General features: G+C 73.7%; 17 protein-coding genes. 10 read left to right on the top strand and 7 right to left on the bottom strand.

Annotated elements, in window-relative coordinates; translation table 11 throughout:
• Positions 1-95: 95 nt before the first annotated feature.
• Together APR03_RS10305 and APR03_RS10300 are read right to left on the bottom strand one after the other, a co-directional pair.
• On the bottom strand, positions 96-1778 hold the full coding sequence (locus APR03_RS10305; protein WP_253835366.1) for a DNA repair helicase XPB: 1683 nt from the start codon (positions 1776-1778) through the stop codon (positions 96-98).
• A gap of 41 nt (positions 1779-1819) precedes the next feature.
• Positions 1820-4318, bottom strand: coding sequence for a helicase-associated domain-containing protein (locus APR03_RS10300; RefSeq protein ID WP_253835364.1), 2499 nt, complete (start codon positions 4316-4318; stop codon positions 1820-1822).
• A gap of 236 nt (positions 4319-4554) precedes the next feature.
• Here APR03_RS10300 and APR03_RS10295 point away from each other — a divergent pair, with 236 nt between their 5' ends.
• From APR03_RS10295 to APR03_RS10285, 3 genes are read left to right on the top strand one after another with little or no spacing between them, the layout of a single operon-like run.
• Positions 4555-4929 carry a cold-shock protein gene (locus APR03_RS10295; RefSeq protein ID WP_253835362.1) on the top strand — a complete coding sequence of 125 codons (375 nt, stop codon included), beginning with the start codon at positions 4555-4557 and terminating at the stop codon, positions 4927-4929.
• Positions 4930-4952: 23 nt separating this feature from the next.
• Entirely contained in the window at positions 4953-5783 is an 831-nt protein-coding gene (locus tag APR03_RS10290; RefSeq protein ID WP_253835360.1) for a DUF3027 domain-containing protein, read from the top strand.
• Positions 5784-5793: 10 nt separating this feature from the next.
• Positions 5794-8994 (top strand): sacsin N-terminal ATP-binding-like domain-containing protein, encoded by a 3201-nt coding sequence (locus APR03_RS10285; RefSeq protein ID WP_253835358.1) that lies wholly within the window; start codon positions 5794-5796, stop codon positions 8992-8994.
• Positions 8995-9007: 13 nt separating this feature from the next.
• Here APR03_RS10285 and APR03_RS10280 read toward each other — a convergent pair whose 3' ends face one another.
• Positions 9008-9244, bottom strand: a complete 237-nt coding sequence (locus APR03_RS10280; protein ID WP_253835356.1) for a DUF2530 domain-containing protein — start codon at positions 9242-9244, stop codon at positions 9008-9010.
• A gap of 220 nt (positions 9245-9464) precedes the next feature.
• Between APR03_RS10280 and APR03_RS10275 the strand changes: the two genes are divergently transcribed.
• On the top strand, positions 9465-10454 hold the full coding sequence (locus APR03_RS10275) for a glycosyltransferase family protein (protein ID WP_253835354.1): 990 nt from the start codon (positions 9465-9467) through the stop codon (positions 10452-10454).
• A gap of 27 nt (positions 10455-10481) precedes the next feature.
• Here APR03_RS10275 and APR03_RS10270 read toward each other — a convergent pair whose 3' ends face one another.
• The gene (locus tag APR03_RS10270; protein ID WP_253835352.1) at positions 10482-11030 is read right to left on the bottom strand and encodes an arsenate reductase/protein-tyrosine-phosphatase family protein; all 549 of its coding nucleotides are present in this window, start codon (positions 11028-11030) and stop codon (positions 10482-10484) included.
• A gap of 501 nt (positions 11031-11531) precedes the next feature.
• Between APR03_RS10270 and APR03_RS10265 the strand changes: the two genes are divergently transcribed.
• The 4 genes from APR03_RS10265 (at position 11532) to APR03_RS10250 (ending at position 16368) form a co-directional block, all read left to right on the top strand.
• Entirely contained in the window at positions 11532-13244 is a 1713-nt protein-coding gene (locus APR03_RS10265) for a DUF4012 domain-containing protein (RefSeq protein ID WP_253835350.1), read from the top strand.
• Positions 13245-13367: 123 nt separating this feature from the next.
• Positions 13368-13925 (top strand): hypothetical protein, encoded by a 558-nt coding sequence (locus APR03_RS10260; protein WP_253835348.1) that lies wholly within the window; start codon positions 13368-13370, stop codon positions 13923-13925.
• Between the two features lie 144 nt (positions 13926-14069).
• Positions 14070-15572, top strand: a complete 1503-nt coding sequence (locus APR03_RS10255) for a sugar transferase (protein WP_253835340.1) — start codon at positions 14070-14072, stop codon at positions 15570-15572.
• Positions 15573-15585: 13 nt separating this feature from the next.
• Positions 15586-16368, top strand: coding sequence for a glycosyltransferase family 2 protein (locus APR03_RS10250; protein WP_253835338.1), 783 nt, complete (start codon positions 15586-15588; stop codon positions 16366-16368).
• Here APR03_RS10250 and APR03_RS10245 read toward each other — a convergent pair.
• Genes APR03_RS10245 through APR03_RS10235 form a run of 3 tightly spaced genes read right to left on the bottom strand, consistent with a single transcriptional unit; the run spans position 16345 to position 19618 of the window.
• Positions 16345-17460 (bottom strand): hypothetical protein, encoded by a 1116-nt coding sequence (locus APR03_RS10245; RefSeq protein ID WP_253835336.1) that lies wholly within the window; start codon positions 17458-17460, stop codon positions 16345-16347. The genes APR03_RS10250 and APR03_RS10245 overlap by 24 nt on opposite strands.
• Positions 17457-18779 carry a hypothetical protein gene (locus APR03_RS10240; protein ID WP_253835334.1) on the bottom strand — a complete coding sequence of 441 codons (1323 nt, stop codon included), beginning with the start codon at positions 18777-18779 and terminating at the stop codon, positions 17457-17459. The genes APR03_RS10245 and APR03_RS10240 overlap by 4 nt, the downstream gene beginning before the upstream one ends.
• Positions 18776-19618, bottom strand: a complete 843-nt coding sequence (locus APR03_RS10235) for a glycosyltransferase family 2 protein (RefSeq protein ID WP_253835332.1) — start codon at positions 19616-19618, stop codon at positions 18776-18778. Before APR03_RS10235 ends, APR03_RS10240 begins: the two co-directional genes overlap by 4 nt.
• 246 nt (positions 19619-19864) lie before the next feature.
• On the opposite strand from APR03_RS10235, the gene APR03_RS10230 reads away from it, so the two are divergent.
• Both APR03_RS10230 and APR03_RS10225 read left to right on the top strand, forming a co-directional pair.
• Entirely contained in the window at positions 19865-21433 is a 1569-nt protein-coding gene (locus APR03_RS10230; RefSeq protein ID WP_253835330.1) for a tyrosine-protein kinase domain-containing protein, read from the top strand.
• Between the two features lie 80 nt (positions 21434-21513).
• Positions 21514-22446, top strand: a complete 933-nt coding sequence (locus tag APR03_RS10225) for a glycosyltransferase (RefSeq protein WP_253835328.1) — start codon at positions 21514-21516, stop codon at positions 22444-22446.
• Positions 22447-22457 lie beyond the last annotated feature (11 nt).

Genomic DNA, 22457 nt, shown 5'->3' with positions numbered 1-22457 from the left:
ATCGTCACCCCGGGTTCAAGACATCGCAATCGGAAGCCGGTGCATTGCGCATATGCAATGAATCCCCAGGTAAACGCGGTACGTGAAGGGGTTTTTCACGGGGTCGGGGTGGTCAGGTCCTCGGCGTCGACGATGCGGTACGCGTAGCCCTGCTCGGCCAGGAACCGCTGCCGGTGGGCGGCGAAGTCCTGGTCCACCGTGTCGCGTGCGACGACGGCGTAGAAGTGCGCCGTCCGCCCGTCCGCCTTGGGCCGCATGATGCGCCCGAGCCGCTGCGCCTCCTCCTGCCGCGAGCCGAACGAGCCCGACACCTGGATCGCCACCGACGCCTCGGGCAGGTCCACCGAGTAGTTGGCGACCTTGCTCACCACGAGCCGCGAGATCTCGCCCTCGCGGAACGCACCGAACAGCCGCTGCCGCTCCTTGTTCGTGGTGGCCCCCGTGATGATCGGCGCGCCGAGGTGCTCGGCCAGCTCCTCGAGCTGGTCGATGTACTGGCCGATGACGAGCACCTGGTCGTCCGGGTGCTGCGCGACGATCTGCTCGACGACCTTCTTCTTGCCCGACGCCGACGCGGCCAGCCGGTACTTGTCCTCCATCTCGGCCGTCGCGTACGTCATGCGCTCGCTCTCCGGGAGCGTGAGCCGCACCTCGACGCAGTCGGCGGGCGCGATGTAGCCCTGCGCCTCGATGTCCTTCCACGGCGCGTCGAACCGCTTGGGGCCGATGAGGCTGAACACCTCGTCCTCGCGGCCGTCCTCGCGCACGAGCGTCGCGGTCAGGCCGAGACGGCGGCGCGCCTGCAGGTCCGCCGTCATGCGGAAGACGGGCGCGGGCAGCAGGTGCACCTCGTCGTAGAGGATGAGGCCCCAGTCGCGGGCGTCGAGCAGCTCGAGGTGCGTGTAGACGCCCTTCCGCTTGGTCGTCAGCACCTGGTAGGTGGCGATCGTGACCGGCTTGATCTCCTTCTTGGTGCCGGAGTACTCGCCGATCTCGTCCTCCGTCAGCGTGGTGCGTCGCACCAGCTCGTCACGCCACTGGCGGGCGCTGACGGTGTTGGTCACCAGGATCAGCGTGGTCGTCCCCGACTTCGCCATGGCGCCCGCGCCGACGATGGTCTTGCCGGCGCCGCAGGGCAGCACCACGACGCCCGACCCGCCGTGCCAGAACCCGTCCACGGCCTGCGCCTGGTAGGGACGCATCTCCCACGGGGCGGGCTGCTCGTGCGGGGTGCGCGGGTGGGTCGTGGGGCTCAGGCCGATCGGGTGCTTCTCGCCGTCGACGTACCCCGCGAGGTCCTCGGCCGGCCAGCCGAGCTTGACCAGCACCTGCTTGAGGTGGCCACGCTCGGACGGGTGCACCACGACGGTCGACTCGTCCAGCCGCTCGCCCACGAGGCCGGACGTGCGCTTCGACTTGAGCACCTCCGCCAGCACGGCCCGGTCGGTCGTGCGCAGCACGAGGCCGTGGGCCGGGTCCTGCACGAGCTGCAGGCGCCCGTAGCGGGCCATCGTCTCGGCGACGTCGACCAGCAGGGCGTGCGGCACCGGGTACCGGCTGTACTCGATGAGCGTGTTGACCACCTGCTCGGCGTCGTGCCCGGCCGCGCGCGCGTTCCACAGGCCCAGCGCCGTCAGGCGGTAGGTGTGCACGTGCTCGGGCGCGCGCTCCAGCTCGGCGAACGGCGCGATGGAGCGCCGCGCCTGCTCGGCGCTCGGGTGGTCGACCTCCAGCAGGAGGGTCTTGTCGCTCTGGACGATCAGGGGGCCGTCGGGCATGAAGTCTCCCTCGGTGGTACTGCCTCGGTGGAAGTGCGGGGCTACGGCGCGGACGACGTCGGCAGGACCGACGCGATGCGGTGGACGGCGATGGTCAGCTCGGCCTCTCGGTCCGGGTCGAGCGCGCGGAGCCGGCCGCCGTCGAGCTTCAGGGGCTTGAGCTCGCGCCGCTCCAGCCGGCCGGTGTGCCCGGCCATCTCGATGATCACCGTGGACCCGGTGCGCAGCGCGTCGCGCACCAGTGCCAACCCGTCAGCGGGGTGCTGTGTTCCCGGCTCGTCGTCGGGAGGGTCGACGACGAGCCGCGCGGAGCTCTCGCCGGCGTCGGGAGGCGGTCCGTCGGTACCGGTCCTCGCGGGACGCGGGATCCCGGCGTCGGCCACCGACCGCGCGACCGCCGCGGCCTCCGCACGCGCCCGCGCCCCGGCCCGGGCCGCCTCCTCGACCGCACGCAGCTCCGCGACCAGCTCGTCCGGGTCGGGCGTGCGGGAGGCGACGTCACCGCCCGAACCCATGCGGATCGCCGCGGCCGAGCGCGGCGCCGGCATCGCCCGGCCCGTCACGCCGCGGCGCGCCACCAGCACGCGCCCGTCCGGCCCCTCCAGGGCCGAGACCAGGCCGCGTTCCCGCAGCGCCTCGTGCAGGGCCGCGGCCGGCACCGACGCCGCGAGCACCGTGGGTGCGAGCCGCACGAGGCCGAGACCGGCCAGCGTCGGGTCGTGCTCCAGCCCGGCCAGCACCGTCGCGTCCGCCGCGCGCAGGTATGCCGACGCCGACCCCACGCGCACCGCCCCGTGCCGCCGCGCCGTGTCACGCACCAGGTAGTCCAGCGGCTGCGGCACCGGCACGGGGGAGCGACGGGCCAGCTCGTCGAGCAGCGTGTCGGCGGTCTCGCCCTGGTCCAGCGCCCGGGTGACGGACGCCGGGCTGAACCGGACGGTCGTCGCGGCGCCGCGCGACTCGACGTCCGTGGTCCGTTCGAGCAGGCGCGCCAGGTCGCGCGACGGCCGGCCGGGCACGATGCCCGTGAGGTCGCCCTGCAGCAGGATCTCGTCGACCTCGTGCGGCAGGACGGCGCGCAGGGCGCCCGCGGGGTCGTCGTCCGCGAGCAGGGCGCGGCCCGGCGCGGACAGGGCGCCCGCACCCGTCACACCCAGCCACCCCGCCTCGGCGAGCAGCCCCTCGACCGCGGACGCCGGCGGCACCGACCGCGGGGTGTGCCACGTCAGCACCTCGACGACCGCCCGCGGCTCGGGGGCGAGCAGCAGTCCCTCGCCCGGCCTCGCGTCCGCCAGCACCCCCAGCACGCCGTCGCGCAGGCGCGGCACCCACGGACGCCGCAGGTCCGGCGACAGCGCTGCGCGCAGCGCGCCCTTGTCGTCCCGGGAACCGACCAGCCACGGGGCCCGCCGGGAGGACAGCCAGGCCTGGGCGAGCCGCGCCCAGCGGGCGGCGTCGTCCAGGTCGTCCCAGTCCGTGACGGTCGGGACGTACGACGGCGGCGCGTCGCCGTCGTCCCGTACCAGGCCCGCCTGTCCAGCCACCTCGACCACGAACGCGGCCCCCGGCTCGTCCGTCTCCAGCACGGCCGCCAGCCGGCGCAGGTCACGGACGCCCAGGCCACCGGCCCGCAGCACCGACGGCGGCTCCTCGTCCCAGGTGCGGCGCAGCAGCCGCACCCGCCGCACGAGCTCGAGCGCGGCGCTCGCGGCCTCGGCGTCGGCGGTCGCGGCAGGCACGTCGCGCCCGGACGGCTCGGGCGGCGCCGTCCGCGGCTCGCGGTGCGTGCGCCCGTCCCGGAGCGCCAGGCCGGCCAGGCGCGGCAGCACCACGTGACGGGCGTCCGACCGCACGAGCAGGTGCTGGGTGACGAGCCAGTTCACGGCGTCCCGCGGCCTCGTGCCCGCCGCGGGGACGAGGCCTACCGGCGGACCCCAGGCCAGGGCGTCGAGGATCGTCCGGGATCCCGGGGGTGCCTCGGCCAGCAGGGCGTCGAGCGCGGCACCCGGGGCGGGCCCGCCCGGGCCGAGCGCGCGGCCGACCGCCTCGGTCAGCCCGTCCGGGGCGGGGGTCAGGTGTGGACCGAGGCCCGCGGGGTAGGGGCCGAGCAGCTCGTCGAGCCCGGGTACGGCGCGCAGGTCCGCGGGGTCCGAGGGGACCTCACGGGCGTCCCACAGCAGGGCGTGCTCGACGGCCCGCGTGATCACCGCCTCGACGCGCGGGAGCTCGGTCGGTGAGGCGCCGAGGACCCGGGCGACGACGTCGGCGTCCAGCGGCGCGGACGGGTCCACCAGCGGTTCGAGCGCCAGCACGGCCTCCAGGACCTGGAGGGTCAGGGCGTCGGTGCGCGCGAGGGCGCGTTCGAGCGACGTCCGGCTGGAGGCGCGTGCCGCGAGCGAACGAAGGGTCGAGGGAGACGGTGTGGCGAGGTCGGGGCGGGCGCGCAGGAGCGCGGCGAGCGCGGTGTCCGAGCGCTGCCGGAGGTCGTCGGCGAAGTGCCGCGTGGCCGCCGCCGGCGCTGCGGGGAGCGAGGAGGCCATCCTGACGATGTTACGCGCGTCCGCCCGGCCCGGGGCCCGGCGTGTCACGGCCCGGCCGGGCTCCCGGGCCGTTCGTGGCGCGCCACGCGCACGACGAGCGTCGAATGCATGCGACGTGTCACGCTTCCGCCCGGTAACCTTGTACTTCGGTCAGAGGTGGCGCGCCCGTTCGCAGCAGCCCCGACCGCCATGAGCAGTTTCGCGAGCAGTATCGACAAGCACAGAAGAAGGTCGCAGTGCCTACCGGCAAGGTCAAGTGGTTCGACACCGACAAGGGTTTCGGTTTCATCGCCAGCGAGGACGGCGGCGAGGTGTTCCTGCACGCCTCCGCGCTGCCCGCGGGCGTCGTGCCCAAGCCCGGCGCGCGCGTGGACTTCGGGGTGGCCGACGGCCGCCGCGGACCCCAGGCGCTCGCCGTCAAGGTGCTGGACGCCGCCCCGTCGGTCGCGAAGGCCAAGCGCAAGGACCCCGTGGACATGGCAGTGATCGTCGGGGACCTCACGCAGATGCTGGACCGGGTGGCGAACGACCTGCGCAAGGGGCGGTATCCGAAGAACACGGAGACGCTCGCCAAGATGCTGCGCAAGGTCGCAGACGACTTCGACGCCTGAAACCCCACGAGGTCCCGAGGAACATGGTCACGACCATCGCGCCCGCCGCACGTACGTCCACCCGGCGGGTCACCGCACGCACCAGCCGCGACGCGGTGCTGAACGGCGCCGCCGAGCTCGCGCGTGCCGCCGCCCAGGAGGTGGCCGAGCGACCGGAGGACGTCGGCGAGCACCTCGGCACCGTCTTCGAGGACGAGCGGGTGGCCTCCCACCGGTTCGCGGCCACGATGCGGGGCTACCGGGGCTGGCACTGGACGGTCACCGTCGCGCGCGTGCCGCGCGGCCGGACCGCCACGATCAGCGAGGTCGAGCTGCTGCCCGGCGACGAGGCGATCCTCGCCCCGGCCTGGCTGCCGTGGGCCGAGCGGCTGCGCCCGGGCGACGTCGGCCCGGGTGACGTGCTGCCCTTCCGCGCCGACGACCCCCGGCTCGAGCCGGGGTACACGCCGACGGGCGACCCCGAGGTGGACGAGGTCGCCATCGACGAGCTCGCGCTCGCCCGGGCCCGTGTGCTGTCCCCGCAGGGTCGCGCCGAGGCGGCCGAGCGCTGGTACCGCGGTTCGCGCGGGCCCACGACGGCGGGCGCCGTCGCCGCGGCCGCGGAGTGCATGACCTGCGCCTTCCTCATCCCGCTGTCCGGCTCGATGGGTCAGCTCTTCGGCGTCTGCGCCAACGAGTGGTCGCCGGACGACGGCAAGGTGGTCTCGCTCGACCACGGCTGCGGGGCGCACTCCGAGACCGACGTCGAGGAGCACCCGACCGACTGGCCGGCCCCGGCGCCGCTCATCGACGAGAACGAGGTGGAGCCGGTCGCCACGGACGACGCCGGCCGCGAGGGCGAACCCACCGCGTGACCCGCGACCCGTGGTGACCCACGACCCGTTCGGCACCGGCGCGCTGCGGCGCGCGGTGCTCGACGCGTGGCTCGCGTCCCCGACCCGGTTCCGCGAGGACGCGAACGCGGAGGAGGACCACGCGCGGGGCTACTACCGCGACCGGGTGGTCGTGGAGCTCGCGCAGAACGCCGCCGACGCCGCGGCGCGGGCCGGTGTTCCCGGGCGGCTGGAGCTGCGGCTCGAGGCGGCCGACGGCGGCTGGCGGCTCGTCGCCGGCAACACCGGTGCCCCGCTGGACGCCGAGGGTGTCGCGTCGCTGGCGTCGCTCCGGGCCTCCGCGAAGTCCGGTGCCGCCCCGGGCGTCGTGGGCCGGTTCGGGGTGGGCTTCGCCGCGGTGCGGTCGGTGTCCGACGAGGTGGTGGTGCGCTCCCGCACGGGCGGCGTCCGCTTCTCCCTGCAGCAGGTGCGCGAGGACCTGGGCCGGTCCCTGCCGACCGGCCCCGAGATCGGTCGGTTGCCTCGAGATCGGTCCGTCGATGGACCGATCTCGAGCCAACCGACCGAAGCCGGAGGCGGGGGCGAGCATCTCGCGCGCGAGGCCGGGCGACGGGGTGACTCGCTGCCCGTGCTGCGGCTGCCGTATCCCGTCGACGGGGTGGCCGACGGCGGGGTGGACACCTCGGTCGAGCTGGCGCTGCGGGACGCCTCCGCCACGGCCGCCGTCAGCGCGCAGCTCGCCGCGCTCGACGACGCCCTCCTGCTCGCGCTCCCTGCCCTCGACGAGGTGCTGATCCACGACGACTTCGCAGGTCAGCAGGGTTCTGGACCGGTGGCGCGGGTGCTGCGCGACGCGGCGTCGCGCTGGCGGGTGCACCGTGCGTCCGGCACGCTGCCCGCCGACGACACGCTGCCGACGGAGGAGCGCCGCCCGGACTGGTCGGTGCTCTGGGCACTGCCCACCGAGACGCCCACGGGGCAGCCGGCGGGCACGGCGGCCGCCGTCCTGCACGCCCCGACGCCCACCGACGTGCGCCTCTCGTTCCCGGCGCTGCTCGTCGCGTCGTTCCCGGTGGACCCCGGCCGGCGTGGCGTGCTCCCCGGCGCGACGGCGGACCGGGTCGCCGCCGAGGCCGGGCGGGCGTACGCCGACTTCCTGGGCGAGCTCGCCGCGGAGCGGGACGTGCTCGGGCTCGTGCCGACCGGGCTCCCCGCGAGCGACGTCGACGCCGCCGTGCGCGCGGCCGCCGACGCCGCGCTGCGCGCCACCGCACTGCTGCCGCTGCCCGCCGACGACCTGTCCGGCGCCCTGCGCACCGCCCCGGAGGACGCCACCTATCTGCCCGGCCCGCTGGGTGAGGACGCGGCCCTCGCCCGGGCGCTTGCCGCGGGGTCGCCCGCGGTCTCGGTCACGGTGCCGGTGCGGTACCAGGCCCTGGTGCGGTCGCTCGGCGGGCGTCCGGCGGACCTCGCCGAGCTGGTCGAGGCGCTGCCGCCCGACCCCGGCACCGTCCGCGCGGCCCTCGACGCCCTGGCGGAGCATGCCGGCGACCGTCTGGTGCTCGAGGCCGTGGCGGGCGTCCCGCTGCCGCTCGCCGACGGCCGCGTGGCCCGCGGCGCGCGCGGGACGGTGCTGCTCGACGCCCCGCACCTCGCCGGGATCACCCGTGCGCTGGGTGTGCGGGTGGTGCACCCCGACGTCGCCCACCCGCTCCTGGAGCGCGTCGGCGCCACACCCACGTCGCCGGAGCGGCTGCTGGCCGACGCCGCCGTCCGCACCGCCGCGCTCGCCGCCGCCGAGGAGGTGCTGGACGACGGCGACCCTGGCGGTCTCGCACGGGTACTGTCCGCGGGCGTCGGCCTCGACCCGGCGGACGACGTCGCGCCGACTCCGGAGGAGACCGTGCGGGCGGTGCTCGAGCTCGCCCGGCTCGCCGTCGGGGAGGGCGAGGGGCGGACGGTGTCCGCGGACGACCCACGCGGCCTGCCGTTCTGGCTGGGCGAGCTCCCCGTGGTGGCCGACGACGACGTCGTGCCGCTGCGCGAGGCCGCCCTGCCCGGGACGTGGGCCGCCGGGAACCTGGATCTCGCCCTGGTGCGCGGCGACGTCGTCGGCCGCTGGGGGCGCGAGGTGCTCGCGGCCGCGGGGGCGCGAGCCGACCTGGGCGTGTACCGCGTCACCGACGTCCTCACGCCCGACGGGTCCGACGACCCCGACCACGGCCCCGACGACCCCGCGGGCTGGCTCTCGTCCTGGGACGAGTACGTGGAGCACCTGGCCGACGAGCTCGGCCCGGGGGCGTGGGTGGGCGACGTCGAGGCGGTCCCCGACCTGGACGTGCTGCGGGACGGCACAGGAGCGGAGCCCGCGCCGCTGGCCGCCGCGCTCGGCCGGATCGCCGCTGACCCGGTCCTGCGCCGCGCGCTGCTGACCCCCGTGCGTTCGCCGGACGCTCCGAGCCGGGAGGCGGTGTCCTACACGGCCTGGTTCCTGCGGCGGCTGCTCGGCGCCCCGTTCGCGGTCGGGGACACACCGCTGCTCCCGCCCGCGCCCCCGGAGACGGCGGGGCTCGACGCCGCCACGCTCGTGGCGCTCGGCGGCCTGCGCGACCTGGCCGACCTGCCCGGACGGGACTGGTCGGCGATCCTGGAGCGGCTGCCCGCGCGGCAGGGCGCGGAGCCGGTGCGCCTGCCCGCCGCCGTGGCGCGGGCGGTGTGGTCGGGCCTGGCCGCGCTCGCGCGTGCCGCCGACCCGCGCCCCGTCACCGCCGCGCGGCTCCCCGCGCTCGGGCCGGAGGGGGTCACGGTCGAGAGCGCCGACGACCTCGCGGTCGCGGGATCACCCCGGTGGGCCCAGCTCGGTCCGGTGGTACCCGCCCCGGCGGACGTCGCCGAGGACCTCGCCGACCTGCTGGACCTGCCGTACGACGGCGACCCCGGCGTCGCCCCCGACGGACCGGGAGAGCCCGTGGAGCTGGACCCGCGGGTGCGCGCGCTGGTACCCGGCGCCCCGGCGACCTGGCGCCGCCACGACCGGCTGACCGTCGAGGGCACGCCTGTGACGTGGTGGGTCGCGGAGGCCGGCGGCGCGGTGGTGCCGCACGCGTCCTCGGCCGCAGGGCTCGCCTGCGCCCTGGCGGAGATCACGGGCACCGACGCGCTGCTGCTGGAGGCGGCGCTGCGCGATCCTGACCGGGCGGAGCGGCTGGTCGCGGAGCGGGCCTGGCCCTGAGCCGTGGCGGGGGTCAGCGGCGGTGGCGCGCCCAGAGCAGCCCGAGGCCGCCGAGCACCATGCCCGCACCGCAGATCGCCGTCGTCTCCGTGCTGCCGCTCCCGGTGAGCAGGAGGATCAGCGACACCACCAGGCCGACCGCGAACATGCCGACACCCGCGCCGAAGACCCGGAAGAGATCGGCGCGCGGGGCCGGGGGGCTGGGCCTGCGCTCCTCCGGGTGAGCCAGCAGGGAGCGGATGGTTGGCACCGTGCCAGTGTACGGACAAGGGGTTGTCAAGCCCGGTGGCCGCGCCGCGGGGCCCGGGTGATATCGACCGTGCGGATGCGCCCCACGAGCGGCCCGAATAGGGTTTCCGTGACCTGTTCCTGGGGTGTGCCACGCGGTCGCGGCTCGGAGAACTCGCTGGGTGTCGGGGGGCGTGGTGCGTACGACGAGTGCCGGAACCCGGCCCAGCGGGCGGATCAGGGTGCTCCACGCACTCCCGGGACCTGACGGCACCACGCAGTACGTGGACCACCTGATCGGCGGCGCGCCGCCCGAGATCGAGACGCTCACGTTCTCCTGGCCGCGCGCGATCTTCGGCGCCTACGACGTGCTGCACCTGCACCGGCCAAGACTCCTGGTGCGGCAGGCCCGTGGGGGACGGCTCGCCGGGCAGCTGCTCACCGCCGTGCTGCTCCTGCGGCTGGAGCTCACCGAGACGCCGGTGGTGCGCACCGTGCACGATCGCGTGCCGCACGCGGCCGGCGACCGCCTGGAACGACGGCTGCTCGACGCCCTCGACCGCCGGACGGCCCTGTGGATCCGGCTCGACCCCACCACGGCGCTGCCACCCGACGTACGGACCGCGACGATCCCGCACGGCCACTACCGGTCGGCGTTCCCGCCCCGCCCGGGCACCACCCCGGAGCCGGGCCGGCTCGCCCAGATCGGTCCGATCCGCCGGGACGTGGGCACCGACCGGCTGCTCGAGGTGTTCGGAGCCATCGACGACCCGTCGCTGCGGCTCACCGTCGCGGGCAGACCCCAGGACGACGCGCTCGCGGGTCAGGTGGCCGCGGCAGCGGCGGCGGACGTCCGGGTGACCCTCCGCCTGGACCACCTCGCCGACGACGAGCTCGCGCGCGAGGTGCGGCATGCCGAGCTCGTGGTGCTGCCCTGCGCCCCGGTGCACGACGCCGGAGCGGCGCTGATCGCCCTGTCGCTGGACCGGCCGGTCCTGGTGCCCCGCGGCGCTGCCACCGACGCCCTCGCCCGCGAGGTCGGTGAGGGCTGGGTGCTCATGTTCGACGGCGCCCTCCAGCGCGGCGACCTGCTGCGGGCCCTCGCCGCCGCACGGCTGACCCGGGAGCGCGGGGTCCCGCCCCGGCTCGACGACCGCGACTGGGAGCTGGTGGGCCGACGGCACGCCGACGTGTACCGGCGGGTGGCTCCCGACGCCGCCGGCCGGCGGTGAGCAGCGTTCCCCGCGCCGTGGACCGGCCTAGGCGCGCATCGCCGCCATCACCGCGGTCAGCGCGCTGATCATCTGCTCGTACGACGTCCGGTAGACGGCCATGGTCCGACCCCACGGATCCACGACGTCCTCGGTCCTGGCCCCCACGTGGCGCGGGCGCTCGCCCAGCGCGGCGGTCACGAGCGTGGCGAGGCGCGAGGCGTCGTCGGGCCCGGAGACGGCGCCCGGTGGCACCGTGCTCGAGAGGCGGCCCAGCTCGGTGAGGGTGAGCGTGCGTCGTACCGCCGCCGGGACCTCCTCGACCACGCGCGTGCGGTGCGCCCGGGTCAGGGCCAGCACGAGATCGGCGTCCCGCACCAGGTCCGGCGTGAGCTGCCGCGCGGCGAAACCGTCCGGCGGGAACCCGTTCGCCGTGAGGAGATCGGCCATCGGCCGGGCCACCGGGTGCCCGACCACGGCGCTGGTGCCGGCGCTCGCGACGGTGACGGACGCGTCGAGCACACCGCGCAGGAGCGTCTCGACGGCGGGGGAGCGGCAGACGTTGCCGGTGCATACGGCGAGCACTGTGAAAGGCACAGGAGCCTCCGGGCGGGTGAACGGGGACATGATCAGCAAATATGCAAAGTGAATATATTCATTTTCATGCCGTTGCGGCCTCTCGCATGCACACGCATATGAATTCTCCGGACCGCGTTCAGCGTTTTCGGCGGGGCGAAAGAACATGCGAATTCATCCGGCCTATTCGGCGCGCTCGTCGGACACGTCACAGGTAACGTAACGCGTACTTCGCAGGCATAACCATCGGGAGGCTCGGTGACGCATCCTGGCTGGGGTGACAAATGGTCAGGGGCTCCCGAGCGATCGGGAACCCGATTGTCGGAAGATGCGCGTGGCGACACCGGGGTCGCGGGGGTCAGGAATGTCGTACCCCTGCGCAGGCCCACGCCGTCCGGTGCCGCGGAGGCGGAGACCGAGGCACCGGTGGCTGCCCCGCCGTGGCCGGTGCAGCCGCCCCGCGGCACGACCGCACGCGTCCAGGGGCGCCGGAGCCCGAGGACGCGCCGCCGGCTGCGGGTTGTGGCGTGGCTCGTCGCCGCGGCGCTCCTGGTGCTGGCGGTACTGGTCGCGTGGGTGGTGGTCGACGCCGTCCGCGCCCGGGGGCAGCTCGAGCGGGCCGCGCACGACGTGGCCGCGCTGCAGGCCGGCGTGCTCGCGGGAGACCCCGAGGAACTGAGCCGGACCGTTGCTGACCTGCAACGACACGCCTCTGGCGCGCGCACGGCCACCGAGGGGCCCCACTGGTCGGTCGTCGGACGCCTGCCCGTGATCGGACCGACGGTGGTGGCCGTCGCGGACATGTCGGCGGTGGTCGACGGCCTGGCCCGCGGGCCGTTGCCGCAGCTCGCGGACGTGGTGACGGTGGCCGATCCGGCCACGCTGATGCCGAGTGGCGGCCGCGTCGACCTGGCGCCCCTGGAGGAGGTGGCGCCCGACGTCGAACGCGCCGACCGGTCGGTCGGGTACGCGCAGGAGCGGGTCGCGGGCATCGGTGGTTCGCCCATGCTCCCGCAGGTGTCCGACGCCGTCGGCGCGCTGCGCGAGCAGCTCGCCGACCTGCGGATGTCCACCGCGACCGCCTCCCGTGCGGCGCAGCTCCTGCCCCCGATGCTGGGCGCCGACGGTGCGCGCGACTACCTGGTGCTGGTGCAGAACAACGCCGAGCCCCGGGCTCTGGGCGGCATCACCGGCACCGTGCTGCTGCTGCACGCCGACCAGGGCAGGATCACGTTGACGGACCAGCGGCCGGGGTCGCAGGTGGGCTCGTTCGACCAGCCCGTGCTCGAGCTGACCGAGGACGAGCGGCGGGTCCTGGGCGGCGCTGACCTGGGCCGATGGATGCAGAACGCGACGGCGACGCCGGACTTCCCCCGGGCGGCCCAGGTGGCCCGCGAGATGTGGCGGCGCGAGACCGGCCAGACCGTCGACGGGGTGCTGGCCGCCGATCCGGTGCTCCTCGCGGGCCTGCTGGACGAGGTCGACACGGGTCCCGGCGGGGTGCTGCAGGGCGACGCGCTCGTGGCCTACCTGCTGAACGGCGTCTACCTGACGCAGAGCCCCGAGGAGCAGAACGAGATCTTCGCGCAGACCGCCGAGGCGGCGTTCGCGGACCTGTCGTCGGGGGTGGGGCAGCCGGCGCGGATGATCGACGCCCTGGCCGGCGCCGCGCGCGAGGGCCGGCTGCTGGTGTGGTCGAGCGTGGCGGCCGAGGCCGAGCTGCTGGAGGGTACGGTGCTCGACGGCGCCCTGCGCGGCGTGAACGACGGGCACCCGGTGGTGGGAGTCTTCACCCAGTCGATCCAGATGGCCAAGATCGGGTGGTACGTCGACACCCAGGTGCATGTGACGGAGCGGGAGGCGCGGCCCGACGGCTCGCGGGAGCTGTCCGTCACCGTCACCTACACCTCACACGTCGACGCAGGTGAGGCGCCACACCTCCCGGAGTACGTCGTGGGCAGCGGGGAGGCGGAGCCGGGCGCGGTGCGCCTGCGGAGCCTCGTCTACGCACCCGCGGGAGGCCGAATACTGTCGGCGTCGGAGAATTCACAAAAAATCGGGCTATCCCCGCAGAAGCATGACGGGTTGTGGCTTTCATTTCATGATTTGGAACTCATGCCAGGCGCGACATCTTCCATGACCTATGCAATCATCACCGGGAAACATCAGGACCGAAACGTAATTCTCCGGACGACGCCGGGCCCAAGGCCCGTAGAGGTGTCGATCAACGAGTAGTTTCCGAACGAAAACCGACTGATGGTCCGCGCACCCGGGCGGGATATCCGGGATGCGCCACCCGGTGCACGAGCACTGCATGAAAGTGGATCTACATCTCCCCGAACACCAGAGGACTGAGAAATGCTTCGACGCCTCATCAGCGCTATCGCCCTCAGCGCCGTCGCCGTGCTGGGCTCGACATCGGTCGCGTCTGCCGACGACGAGTACGGGCCCACCGAGTTCCCGTGCACGATCACCTTCGACAGCCTGACCGTGGCCGCGGGCGAACCCCTCGACCTGACCATCCAGTGCACCGACCTGGCCGGGGCCACGATCACCGAGCAGGTCTCCTTCGCGGGCCAGGCCGCGGCGGAGGACGGCGCGGTCGACGTGGCCGGCACGTCGTCGACCGAGCTCACGCTCGACGAGGACGGCACGGCGACCGACACGCTGACGCTGTCCGCGCCAGGGGACTACACCGTCCAGGTGCTCGACAGCAACGGCGAGCCGCTCTCCGAGGTCTACACGATCTCCGTCACCGCGGCGGGCGGGGACGACGACGACGCGGACGGCGGCGGGGGCGGTGGCCTGGCGGCGACCGGCTCGACGAGCCTGCCCTACCTCGCGATCGCCGGCGGCCTGCTGGTCGTCGGAGCCCTCGCGCTGGTGGCGTCCCGGATCCGGGCACGCCGCGGCTGATCCTGCTCCGGCCGCCCCCGGGCGGCCTCCCGGCCGGCCCGCGCACCGCACCCGCACGACCACGGGGAGCATGCGGTGCGCGGGCCGCGACCCCCAGACGGACAGGCCCGACGCGATACCCGGACGCGATACCCAGGAGCGGTCTTGACCATCGACAGCAGAGCTCCCTCCGACCTCGAGGACGTCCACGCCGACCTGGGCGAGCCGGCCGCCGGACCTCGGCGACGCACCGGCCCCGCGGCACGCTGGCAGGACGTGCTCGTGCTGCGGGCGGTCGTCATGGACCTCGGCGCCGTCATGGTGGCGGTGGCCCTCGGCTACGTGCTCCGGTTCGACCGGAGCACCGAGGTACAGCTCTTCGAACCGCGCGGTGGGCAGTACGTGCTCATCTCCGTGGTCCTGGCCGAGGCGTGGGTGCTGGCCATCGGCCTCTCCGGCGGGCGCAGCCCCCGGGTGCTCGGCTCCGGCCGGGAGGAGTACCTCCGGGTGGTCCGGGCGACCGTCGGGCTCTTCGGGCTCACCGCGATCGTCTGCTACCTGATCAAGTTCGACCTCGCCCGGTCCTACGTCGCGGTGACACTCCCGATCGGGATCGCCCTCGTCGTCGGCGGCCGGTGGCTGCTGACCACGCTGCTGCACCGCGAACGGGCCCGCGGAGAGTTCCACCGGCGCACCCTCGTCGTCGGCGCCCGGGGCGCCGTCGTCGACCTGTGCCGCCGCGTGGACCGCAACCACCAGGCCGGGTTCCGGGTGGTCGGCGTGTGCCTGCCGGGCGGCCGGACGCTGCCGTCCCCGGTCGACGGCGTCCCCGTGCTCGGCGACATCGAGCACGCGGCGGAGGCCGCCCACGCGCACGACGTGGACGCGGTCGCGGTCACGGCGTGGGACGGCGCGACGCCGCAGGTGCTCAAACGCCTCGCCTGGGACCTGGAGCGGACCGGGGCGGAGCTCATGGTGGTTCCCGGCCTCGCCGACGTCGCGAGCCCCCGGCTGATGATCACCCCCGTCGACGGGGTGCCGGTGGTCCAGGTCTCGCCCCCGGGTCACACGGGCATCCAGCACGTCCTGAAGCGGACCTTCGACGTGGTGGTGGGTGGCCTGTTCCTGCTGGTCGCCGTGCTCCCCGTCCTCACCCTCGCCGGACTGATTCGGCTGACCAGCCCCGGACCGGCGCTGTTCACGCAGCAGCGGATCGGCCAGTACGGCCGGCCCTTCACCCTCTACAAGCTGCGCACCATGCGGCAGGACGCCGAGGCGCAGCTCGCCGACGTGCTCGACGGCGCCGTCGGCGTCTACTACAAGCCGAAGGCCGACCCCCGGGTGACCCGCCTCGGCCGGTTCCTGCGCAAGTACTCGCTCGACGAGCTGCCGCAGCTGCTCAACGTCGTCAAGGGCGACATGAGCCTGGTCGGGCCGCGCCCGCAGGTGGCGCTCGAGGTGGCGCAGTACGACGACGCGCTGCGGCGGCGGCTGTTCGTCAAGCCGGGCCTGACCGGCCTGTGGCAGGTGAGCGGCCGCAACGACCTGACCATCGACCAGGGCACGCGGCTGGACCTCTACTACGTGGAGAACTGGAGCCTGCTCGGCGACATCGCGATCATGCTGCGGACGGCGCGCGAGGTGCTCGCCCCCAGCGGGTCCTACTGAGCTGGGAGCACCTGTGACAACCGAGGTCAGCCTGATCACCGTCACGTACAACAGCGCGCCCACCCTCGAACGTTTCTGGGCAGGTCGGCCGTTCGGGCCCTATGCGTGGACGGTCGTGGACAACTCCTCGTCGGACGGCTCCGCACAGGTCGGCCGCCGGCTCGGCGCGCAGGTCATCGAGCTCGAGACCAACCGCGGGTTCTCGACCGCGAACAACGTGGGCGCCGCCGCCACAGAATCGGAAGTACTGATCTTCTGCAACCCGGACGTCACCGTGACCCCCGACGGGATCGCGGCGCTCGCCGCACAGGTACGGCGGCACGGGGGGATCGTGGCGCCCCAGCTCGTGAACGCGGACGGGACGCTTCAGGAGAACGGGCGGGGGATCCCGTACCTGCACCGGAAGGTGGGCCACCTGCTGGGGTACGACAGTCCCAGGTACGTGAAGCGAGCCGAGGCGTCGGAGGTGATCGACGTCGCCTGGGTCATGGGCGCGGCGCTCGCGATGACAAGAGCCGACTTCCGCCGCGTCGGCGGATGGGACCCCGCGTACTTCCTCTACTACGAGGACCACGACCTGGGCCTGCGCAGCCGCGCGCTCGGGCTGCCGGTCCGGGTTGACGGCGGTGTCCGCTGGGTGCACGGCTGGCGCAGGGAGACCCGGCGGAACGTCACCGTCAGGGCTTGGCGCAACGAGCTGCGTTCCGCCGCGCGGTTCTACGGCACGCACCCGTACTGCCTGCTGCCGCTCCCGGACCGGAGCACGCGGCGCCTACGTCGGCTGGGTGTCGCGTGAGGTCCGGACGCCGTCGGCGCGAGCGCTGATCACGGAGCCCATGTGGTGGGCGGTCCGCCGGACCTCGGCGGCCGCGTCGCGCACGGCGGTGGCCGTCCGGCGGCTCAGCGCGTTCACCGTCGCGGCGTCGAGCGTGTCGAGCCGTGCGGCCGACCCGTCCGCGCCGGGACCGGCCCACTCCGCCCCCACGACCGCGAAGTGGCTCGCGATCTTCTCGGTGGCCTGCTCGCACCAGCCCAGCGGCACGGCGCCCTCGGTCGCGGCGAGCACCAGCACGTGCAGGCGGTCGGAGACGACCACGTGCGCGCGTCGGTAGACGTCCCGGAGCGCACGTTCCTGCACCGCGTGGTCGGCGGAGCTCCAGCCGACCACCGTGGCACCCAGCAGTCGCCCCACGTGCCGGGCGCGAGCGTCGTCGCGCTCCACCTGCGCCACCACGACCACTTCGGCGCTCAGGCGCCTTGCCAGTCGTCCGACGGACGCGATCCATCCGGGTGACGGCATCGGCCGGTCGGAACGCAGCGAGACGACCACGCAGTCACGGTCCCCGCTACCCCGGCGCTCCTCCAGGAGCCCACCTGGTGGCAGCGCGAACGCCCAGTCCGGCATCGCGGGTGCCGCCCGCAGGAGCGCCCCGGACCGGTCGTCGCGCCAGACCAGCACGTCGGCCAGACGCGCCAGGGCTCCGAACGGCCACATCAGGCCCCTTCTACGACGGCGGACCCCGGCTCCCACCCAGATGACGCTGCCGCCACGGAGCCTGATCAGAGGCAGGAGCGGCAGGAGCGCGACGACACCGACGAGGTAGGCCTTCGTGACGTCGAACTCGCCCGCGTTGAACGCGAGAACCGTCGGCCGTCGCAGGCCCGACGCCACGAGCGCGGTCCACCATCGCAGGAGACTGCGTGACACCGTGACGTCGGGCGGCAGGGCCAGACCTCTCTGGTATCCCGTCCCGGGCCCGCCGCACCAGGCCGTGACCGGTCCCGCGTCGGCCAGGGCGCGGGCGTAGGGCCTGCGCAGGGCGGAGTCGCCGACGTTGTCCTCCTGTCCGGTGAGCCAGAGGAAGATCTGGGGTGCGGGACCGCTCACGGTTCTCCTCGACGGACAGGGATCGCTGATCCGCGCGACAACGGTGGTCGGCTGAACGCGGCTGCGATCAGTACGGTCCACGAGACGAGGTGGTGCACCTCGTTGTGGCTGGAGTAGAAGAGGCACGCGACCGCGAGCGGTGCGGCGTAGAGCCACAGCACGGCCTCGCGGCGCTGGACCAGACGAACGAACGTGACCACCGAGACTGTCAGGAACAGCAGCGCCACCCACAACGGGAACTCGAGCGCGACGGACCCCACCGCGGAGTGCATCGGGGCGTCGCCGAGCACGAACTTCTCGAAGGCGGCCGGGTCGGTCACGGCGAGCTCGCTGACGTCGATGCCGCTGCGGTACGTCACCTCGGAGAAGCCGCCGGGCGTCACACCGAGCAGCAGGTTCGCGACGCTGTCGATCTTCAGCTCCGCTGCGTACTGCAGGAGCAGCAGGTGGGCATCCGTCGACCGTCCGGTGACGTCGTCGCTCTCCACCAGGCGCCGGAACGAGTCGAAGTAGTCCCCGGCCCGCACCGCGATCACGACGGGTGCCGCGACGGCGGCGAGGAGCAGGAGGTGCGCGCCGTACACCTGCCAGGCGTGGGCGGCACGCGCTCGGATGTTCCGGTATTCGAGGACGAAGGCGAGGAGGTACGTCGGCGCGAACAGGTACGGCAGCCGCGAGATGGTCAGCAGGCTCACGACGAAGAACACCAGGGACGTGATGATCCGCAGCGGTGACCTGCTGAACCGCAGGGTGGCGAAGGCGAGGAAGCAGAGCGCGACGGAGGCGTGCGACTTGTCGTCGAAACCGAGCCGCCGGCGTGCCGTGCCGGACGCCAGGTCGAGTGCCAGCAGCACGAGGATCAGGACGAGCGCCACCGGGATCGCCCTGCGGAGACCCTCGGCCACCGCCGGGCCGTTCCCCCGGTCGCGGCACACCCGGTACATGGCCACCAGGTGCAGCGCGACGAGGGCGAAGAACAGCGTGTGCTCCAGACGGATCACGTAGCCGTACTGGGCCGAGACCGAGTACGCAGCGGCGGCGACCGAGCCGAGACCGAGGAGGAGGAGGCCGACGTCCTTGGGGTGCAGCAGACGGGGGTGCGCCATGAACAGCAGGACGAGCGCCACGACCTGGGCCACGTTCGAGACGGCGAAGCGGCCGGTCAGCTTGAAGCTGACCAGCATCCCGAGCACGAGGACGACGGTCGCGGCGGTCGTCAGTCGGGCTGCGCGTGTCGGTGCCCCGCCGGAGGCGTCGGCCGCGAGGCCGTCCTCCGTGTCCGTGCTCTCCGGTGCGTGCACCGGTCCGGCGACGCTCACGACCGGGGCCCTGGCGCCACGGGGACGGGACCTGTACGCGGCCTCGGGCGCGGTGGATCGAGGCCGACGAGGCCGCGCAGGAACGGACGCCCCCAGGCGCGCAGGACGATTCGCGCGAGCGCGACCGGGTCGCGCAGGAACTGGCGGCGGTGCTTGCGGAAGACGGTGCGGAGCGCCTGGTCCCGCACGGCGGCCGAGCCCTCCGAGATGCTGTCGGCCTCCCGCCGCACGTCCGCGACGACACGAGGTACGTGGACGACCCGGGCACCGGGGACCGCCAGCACGGCGAGGCAGAGGTCCCAGTCCTGGAAGCGCCGCAGTGCGGTGTCGAAGCCGATCCGGGCCAGCAAACCGGCGTCGGCGACGATCGTCTGCGTGGACGCTATGTTGCGTCGCCGAAGCACCCGCACCGGGTCGGTGACCATGCCCCGGGGGACCACGTGCGAGCTGCCGTCGCGCGAGTGCAGCACGTGGGAGCCGAAGACGAGCCGGTCCGGGCCGAGGTGGGGAAGCAGCGTCTCCAGGAACGTGAGCCGCCAGAGGTCGTCGCTGTCCTGGAAAGCGATCACGTCGCCGGATGCCTCGGCGATGCCACGGTTGCGGGCAGCCGACGCGCCGCTGTTCGGCTGATGGAGGTAGCGGACGCGCGGGTCATGTCCGGCGATCCGGTCCACGACGGCCGCGGTGCCGTCCGTCGACCCGTCGTCGACCACCAGGAGCTCGTGCACGGGGACGGTCTGGTCCAGGACGGTCGCGATCGCGGTCGGCAGGACCGCCTCGCGGTTGTACGTCGGCAGCACCACGGAGACCCGGGGGGCTGCGTACGGTGCACGAGCCATTCAGATCCTCCAGAGTTCTCATCCATGAATTCCAGTGCGTTTTTCGCCGCGCACGAGGGGCGCAAATACATGCAGAAGGAAGTAGTGAGTTATCGCGGGCGCAATCGAGTGAAAACCACCATAGTGATAGCGGTGAGACTGCGCGCGCTCGGGGCGCATCGGCGAGATCTGGCCGCTCGTGACGCGTAGGTCGGCGGCCCGCAATCTCGGTTCTGCCCATATTGACTCGAATGCCAGGGGAGCGTCATGGGATTATCCGAATACATCGGAATTCTTCGAAAGCGTTGGCTGTCGATCACCGCGACAGCGGCAGTCGGTGTGTGCGCCGCGCTTCTCGTCACGATGCTCACCACTTCCGTCTACCAGGCGACGTCCCAGGTGTACGTCTCGGTCCGTGGCGGCGCGTCCGTCAACGAGCTCGCGCAGGGCAGTGCCTACACGGGCCGCCAGGTCGAGTCGTACGCGGCGCTCGCGACGAGCCCGCGGGTACTGGAACCGGTGATCGAGGAGCTCGGGCTGGACAGCACGCCGTACGAGCTCGCGTCCAGCGTGTCCGCCGAGCAGCCCGCCAAGACGGTGCTGATCGACATCACGGTGCGGGACGAGTCTCCCGACCTGGTCGCGAGGATCGCCAACGGCGTCGCCGAGAGCCTGGCCACCGTGGTGCAGGAGCTCGAGCAGGCGACCGGCTCGGAGGAGGACTCGCCTGTCCAGATCAGCACGGTACGTGAGGCGGCCATCCCGACGGATCCGGTCGCACCGCGGGCCGGACTCAACCTGGCGCTCGGCATCGCCCTCGGGCTGCTGCTCGGAGTGGGGCTGGCCGTGCTCCGAGACCTGCTCGACACCCGCATCCGTTCGGCAGCGCACGTCGCGGCGGTCACCGACGCCTCGGTGATCGGGGCCATCGCCTACGAAGAGGACGCGGCCGACCATCCGCTGATCATCCAGGGGAGCCCGCACAGCCCCCGGGCCGAGGCGTTCCGAAGCCTGCGCACCAACCTGCAGTTCCTGGAGGCCGGGGGCGGGCCGCGGACGTTCGTCATCTCCTCGGCGCTACCCGGCGAAGGGAAGTCGACCACCAGCGTCAATCTCGCCATCACGCTCGCCGACGCAGGTTCCCGGGTCCTCGTGGTCGACGCCGATCTGCGCCGTCCCTCTGTCTCGAACTACCTGGGGCTGGAGGGTGCGGTCGGTCTGACGACGGTGCTCATCGGGCGGGCGTCGCTCGATGACGCGATCCAGCCCTGGGGACACCGCAACCTGCACGTGCTCGCGTCGGGGCAGATCCCGCCGAACCCGAGCGAGCTGCTCGGGTCGGCCGCGATGACCTCCCTGATGGACGAGCTCGGAGAACGCTACGACGTGGTCATCGTCGACACGGCCCCGTTGCTCCCGGTGACCGACGGCGCCGTGCTGGCCAAGCTGATCGGTGGGGCGGTGATCGTGATCGGGGCGGGTCTCACCCACCGGCAGCAGCTCGCCGGCGCACTCGACTCCCTGGCCAAGGTGGGCGCGAAGGTGCACGGGATCGTCATCAACCGGCTCGCCCTCGAGGAGCAGGGCGGCTACCACTACGGCGACTACGGGTACGCGCCACTCCACGAGGCCGGCAACCGCCCCGAGGACGAGCTCCCGGTCGAGGACGGAGCTCCTCGGCACGTGCGCCCCCACCGGTGGTTCGCCGGTGGGGAGGCGCGACCCGTGTCTGCTGAGGTGCCCGCCGGCCTGCCCGAAGCGCAGCCGTTCGTGCTGGTCGACCGCGAGAGCGTAGGGCCCAGGGACGTGCGGGCCGACCTGAAGGACGACGGGTGACCGCAGCCCATCCGACGGACGGGATCCGGGTGCTCCATTCACTCCGCCCCCCGGACGGCACGACCAGGTACGTCGACCAGATGATCGCAACTGCGCCGCCCGAGGTCTCGGTCCGCACCTTCTCCTGGCCGCGCGCGCTGGTCGGGTCGTACGACGTCTTCCAGCTGCACTGGCCGGAGTCGCTCGTCCGCCACCCGACCCGGCTCGGCTCGGCCGTGAAACGGTTCCTGACCCGGATGCTGCTGCTCCGACTGTGGGCCACCCGGACCCCGCTGGTCCGGACCGCCCACAACCTCGCGCCGCACGAAGCAGGCGACCCGGGGGAGCGGCGGCTGCTCGCTGCCCTGGACCGGCGCACGGCGCACTGGATCGCCCTCAACCCCACGACGGAGCTGCCGCCGGGCGCGGCCTCGTCGGTGATCCTGCACGGCCACTACCGCGACCGGTTCGGCCGCCACGACGGGCCACCGGTGCCCGGCCGCGTCCTGCAGTTCGGCATGATCCGGCCGTACAAGGGCGTGGACCGGCTGATCGACACCTTCACCGCGCTGGACCGTCCCGACCTGTCGTTGCGGATCGTCGGCAAGCCGATCGACGACGCCATGCGCCGGGAGGTCGAGACGCGCGCCGCCCGGGACGCCCGGGTCACCCTGTCCCTGTCCTTCGTGCCGGACGACACGCTGGCGCGCGAGGTGTGCGCCGCCGAGCTCGTGGTGCTGCCCTACCGCGAGCTGCACAACTCGGGGGTCGCCCTCGTGGCCCTGTCGCTCGACCGGCCGGTGCTCATGCCCCGCACCCCGTCGTCCGAGGCTCTGCGCGGCGAGGCGGGCACCGAGTGGGTGCTGCTGTTCGACGGCGACCTGACGGCCCAGGCGCTCGAGGCTGCGGTCGACCGGGCGGCGGCGACCGTCAGGTCCGGAGGCAGCCCCGACCTCAGGGGCCGCGACTGGGACACGGTGGGCAGGCGCCACGCCGACGTCTACCGGCGGGTGCTGAGCCGGACCCGGTCGTGAGGGAGCGCACC

Source organism: Promicromonospora thailandica (genome assembly GCF_024171955.1).
Taxonomy (GTDB): Bacteria; Actinomycetota; Actinomycetes; order Actinomycetales; family Cellulomonadaceae; genus Promicromonospora; species Promicromonospora thailandica.
Note: the sequence above shows the minus strand (reverse complement) of the source record. Positions and strands in the feature narration are given on the sequence as shown.

What these genes read in the sequence shown, in the direction of transcription:
- APR03_RS10305 (WP_253835366.1), bottom strand. Translation starts at nt 1,778, where the DNA reads ATGCCCGACGGCCCCCTGATCGTCCAGAGCGACAAGACCCTCCTGCTG.
- APR03_RS10300 (WP_253835364.1), bottom strand. Translation starts at nt 4,318, where the DNA reads ATGGCCTCCTCGCTCCCCGCAGCGCCGGCGGCGGCCACGCGGCACTTC.
- APR03_RS10290 (WP_253835360.1), top strand. Translation starts at nt 4,953, where the DNA reads ATGGTCACGACCATCGCGCCCGCCGCACGTACGTCCACCCGGCGGGTC.
- APR03_RS10260 (WP_253835348.1), top strand. Translation starts at nt 13,368, where the DNA reads ATGCTTCGACGCCTCATCAGCGCTATCGCCCTCAGCGCCGTCGCCGTG.
- APR03_RS10235 (WP_253835332.1), bottom strand. Translation starts at nt 19,618, where the DNA reads ATGGCTCGTGCACCGTACGCAGCCCCCCGGGTCTCCGTGGTGCTGCCG.
- APR03_RS10230 (WP_253835330.1), top strand. Translation starts at nt 19,865, where the DNA reads ATGGGATTATCCGAATACATCGGAATTCTTCGAAAGCGTTGGCTGTCG.
- APR03_RS10225 (WP_253835328.1), top strand. Translation starts at nt 21,514, where the DNA reads ATGATCGCAACTGCGCCGCCCGAGGTCTCGGTCCGCACCTTCTCCTGG.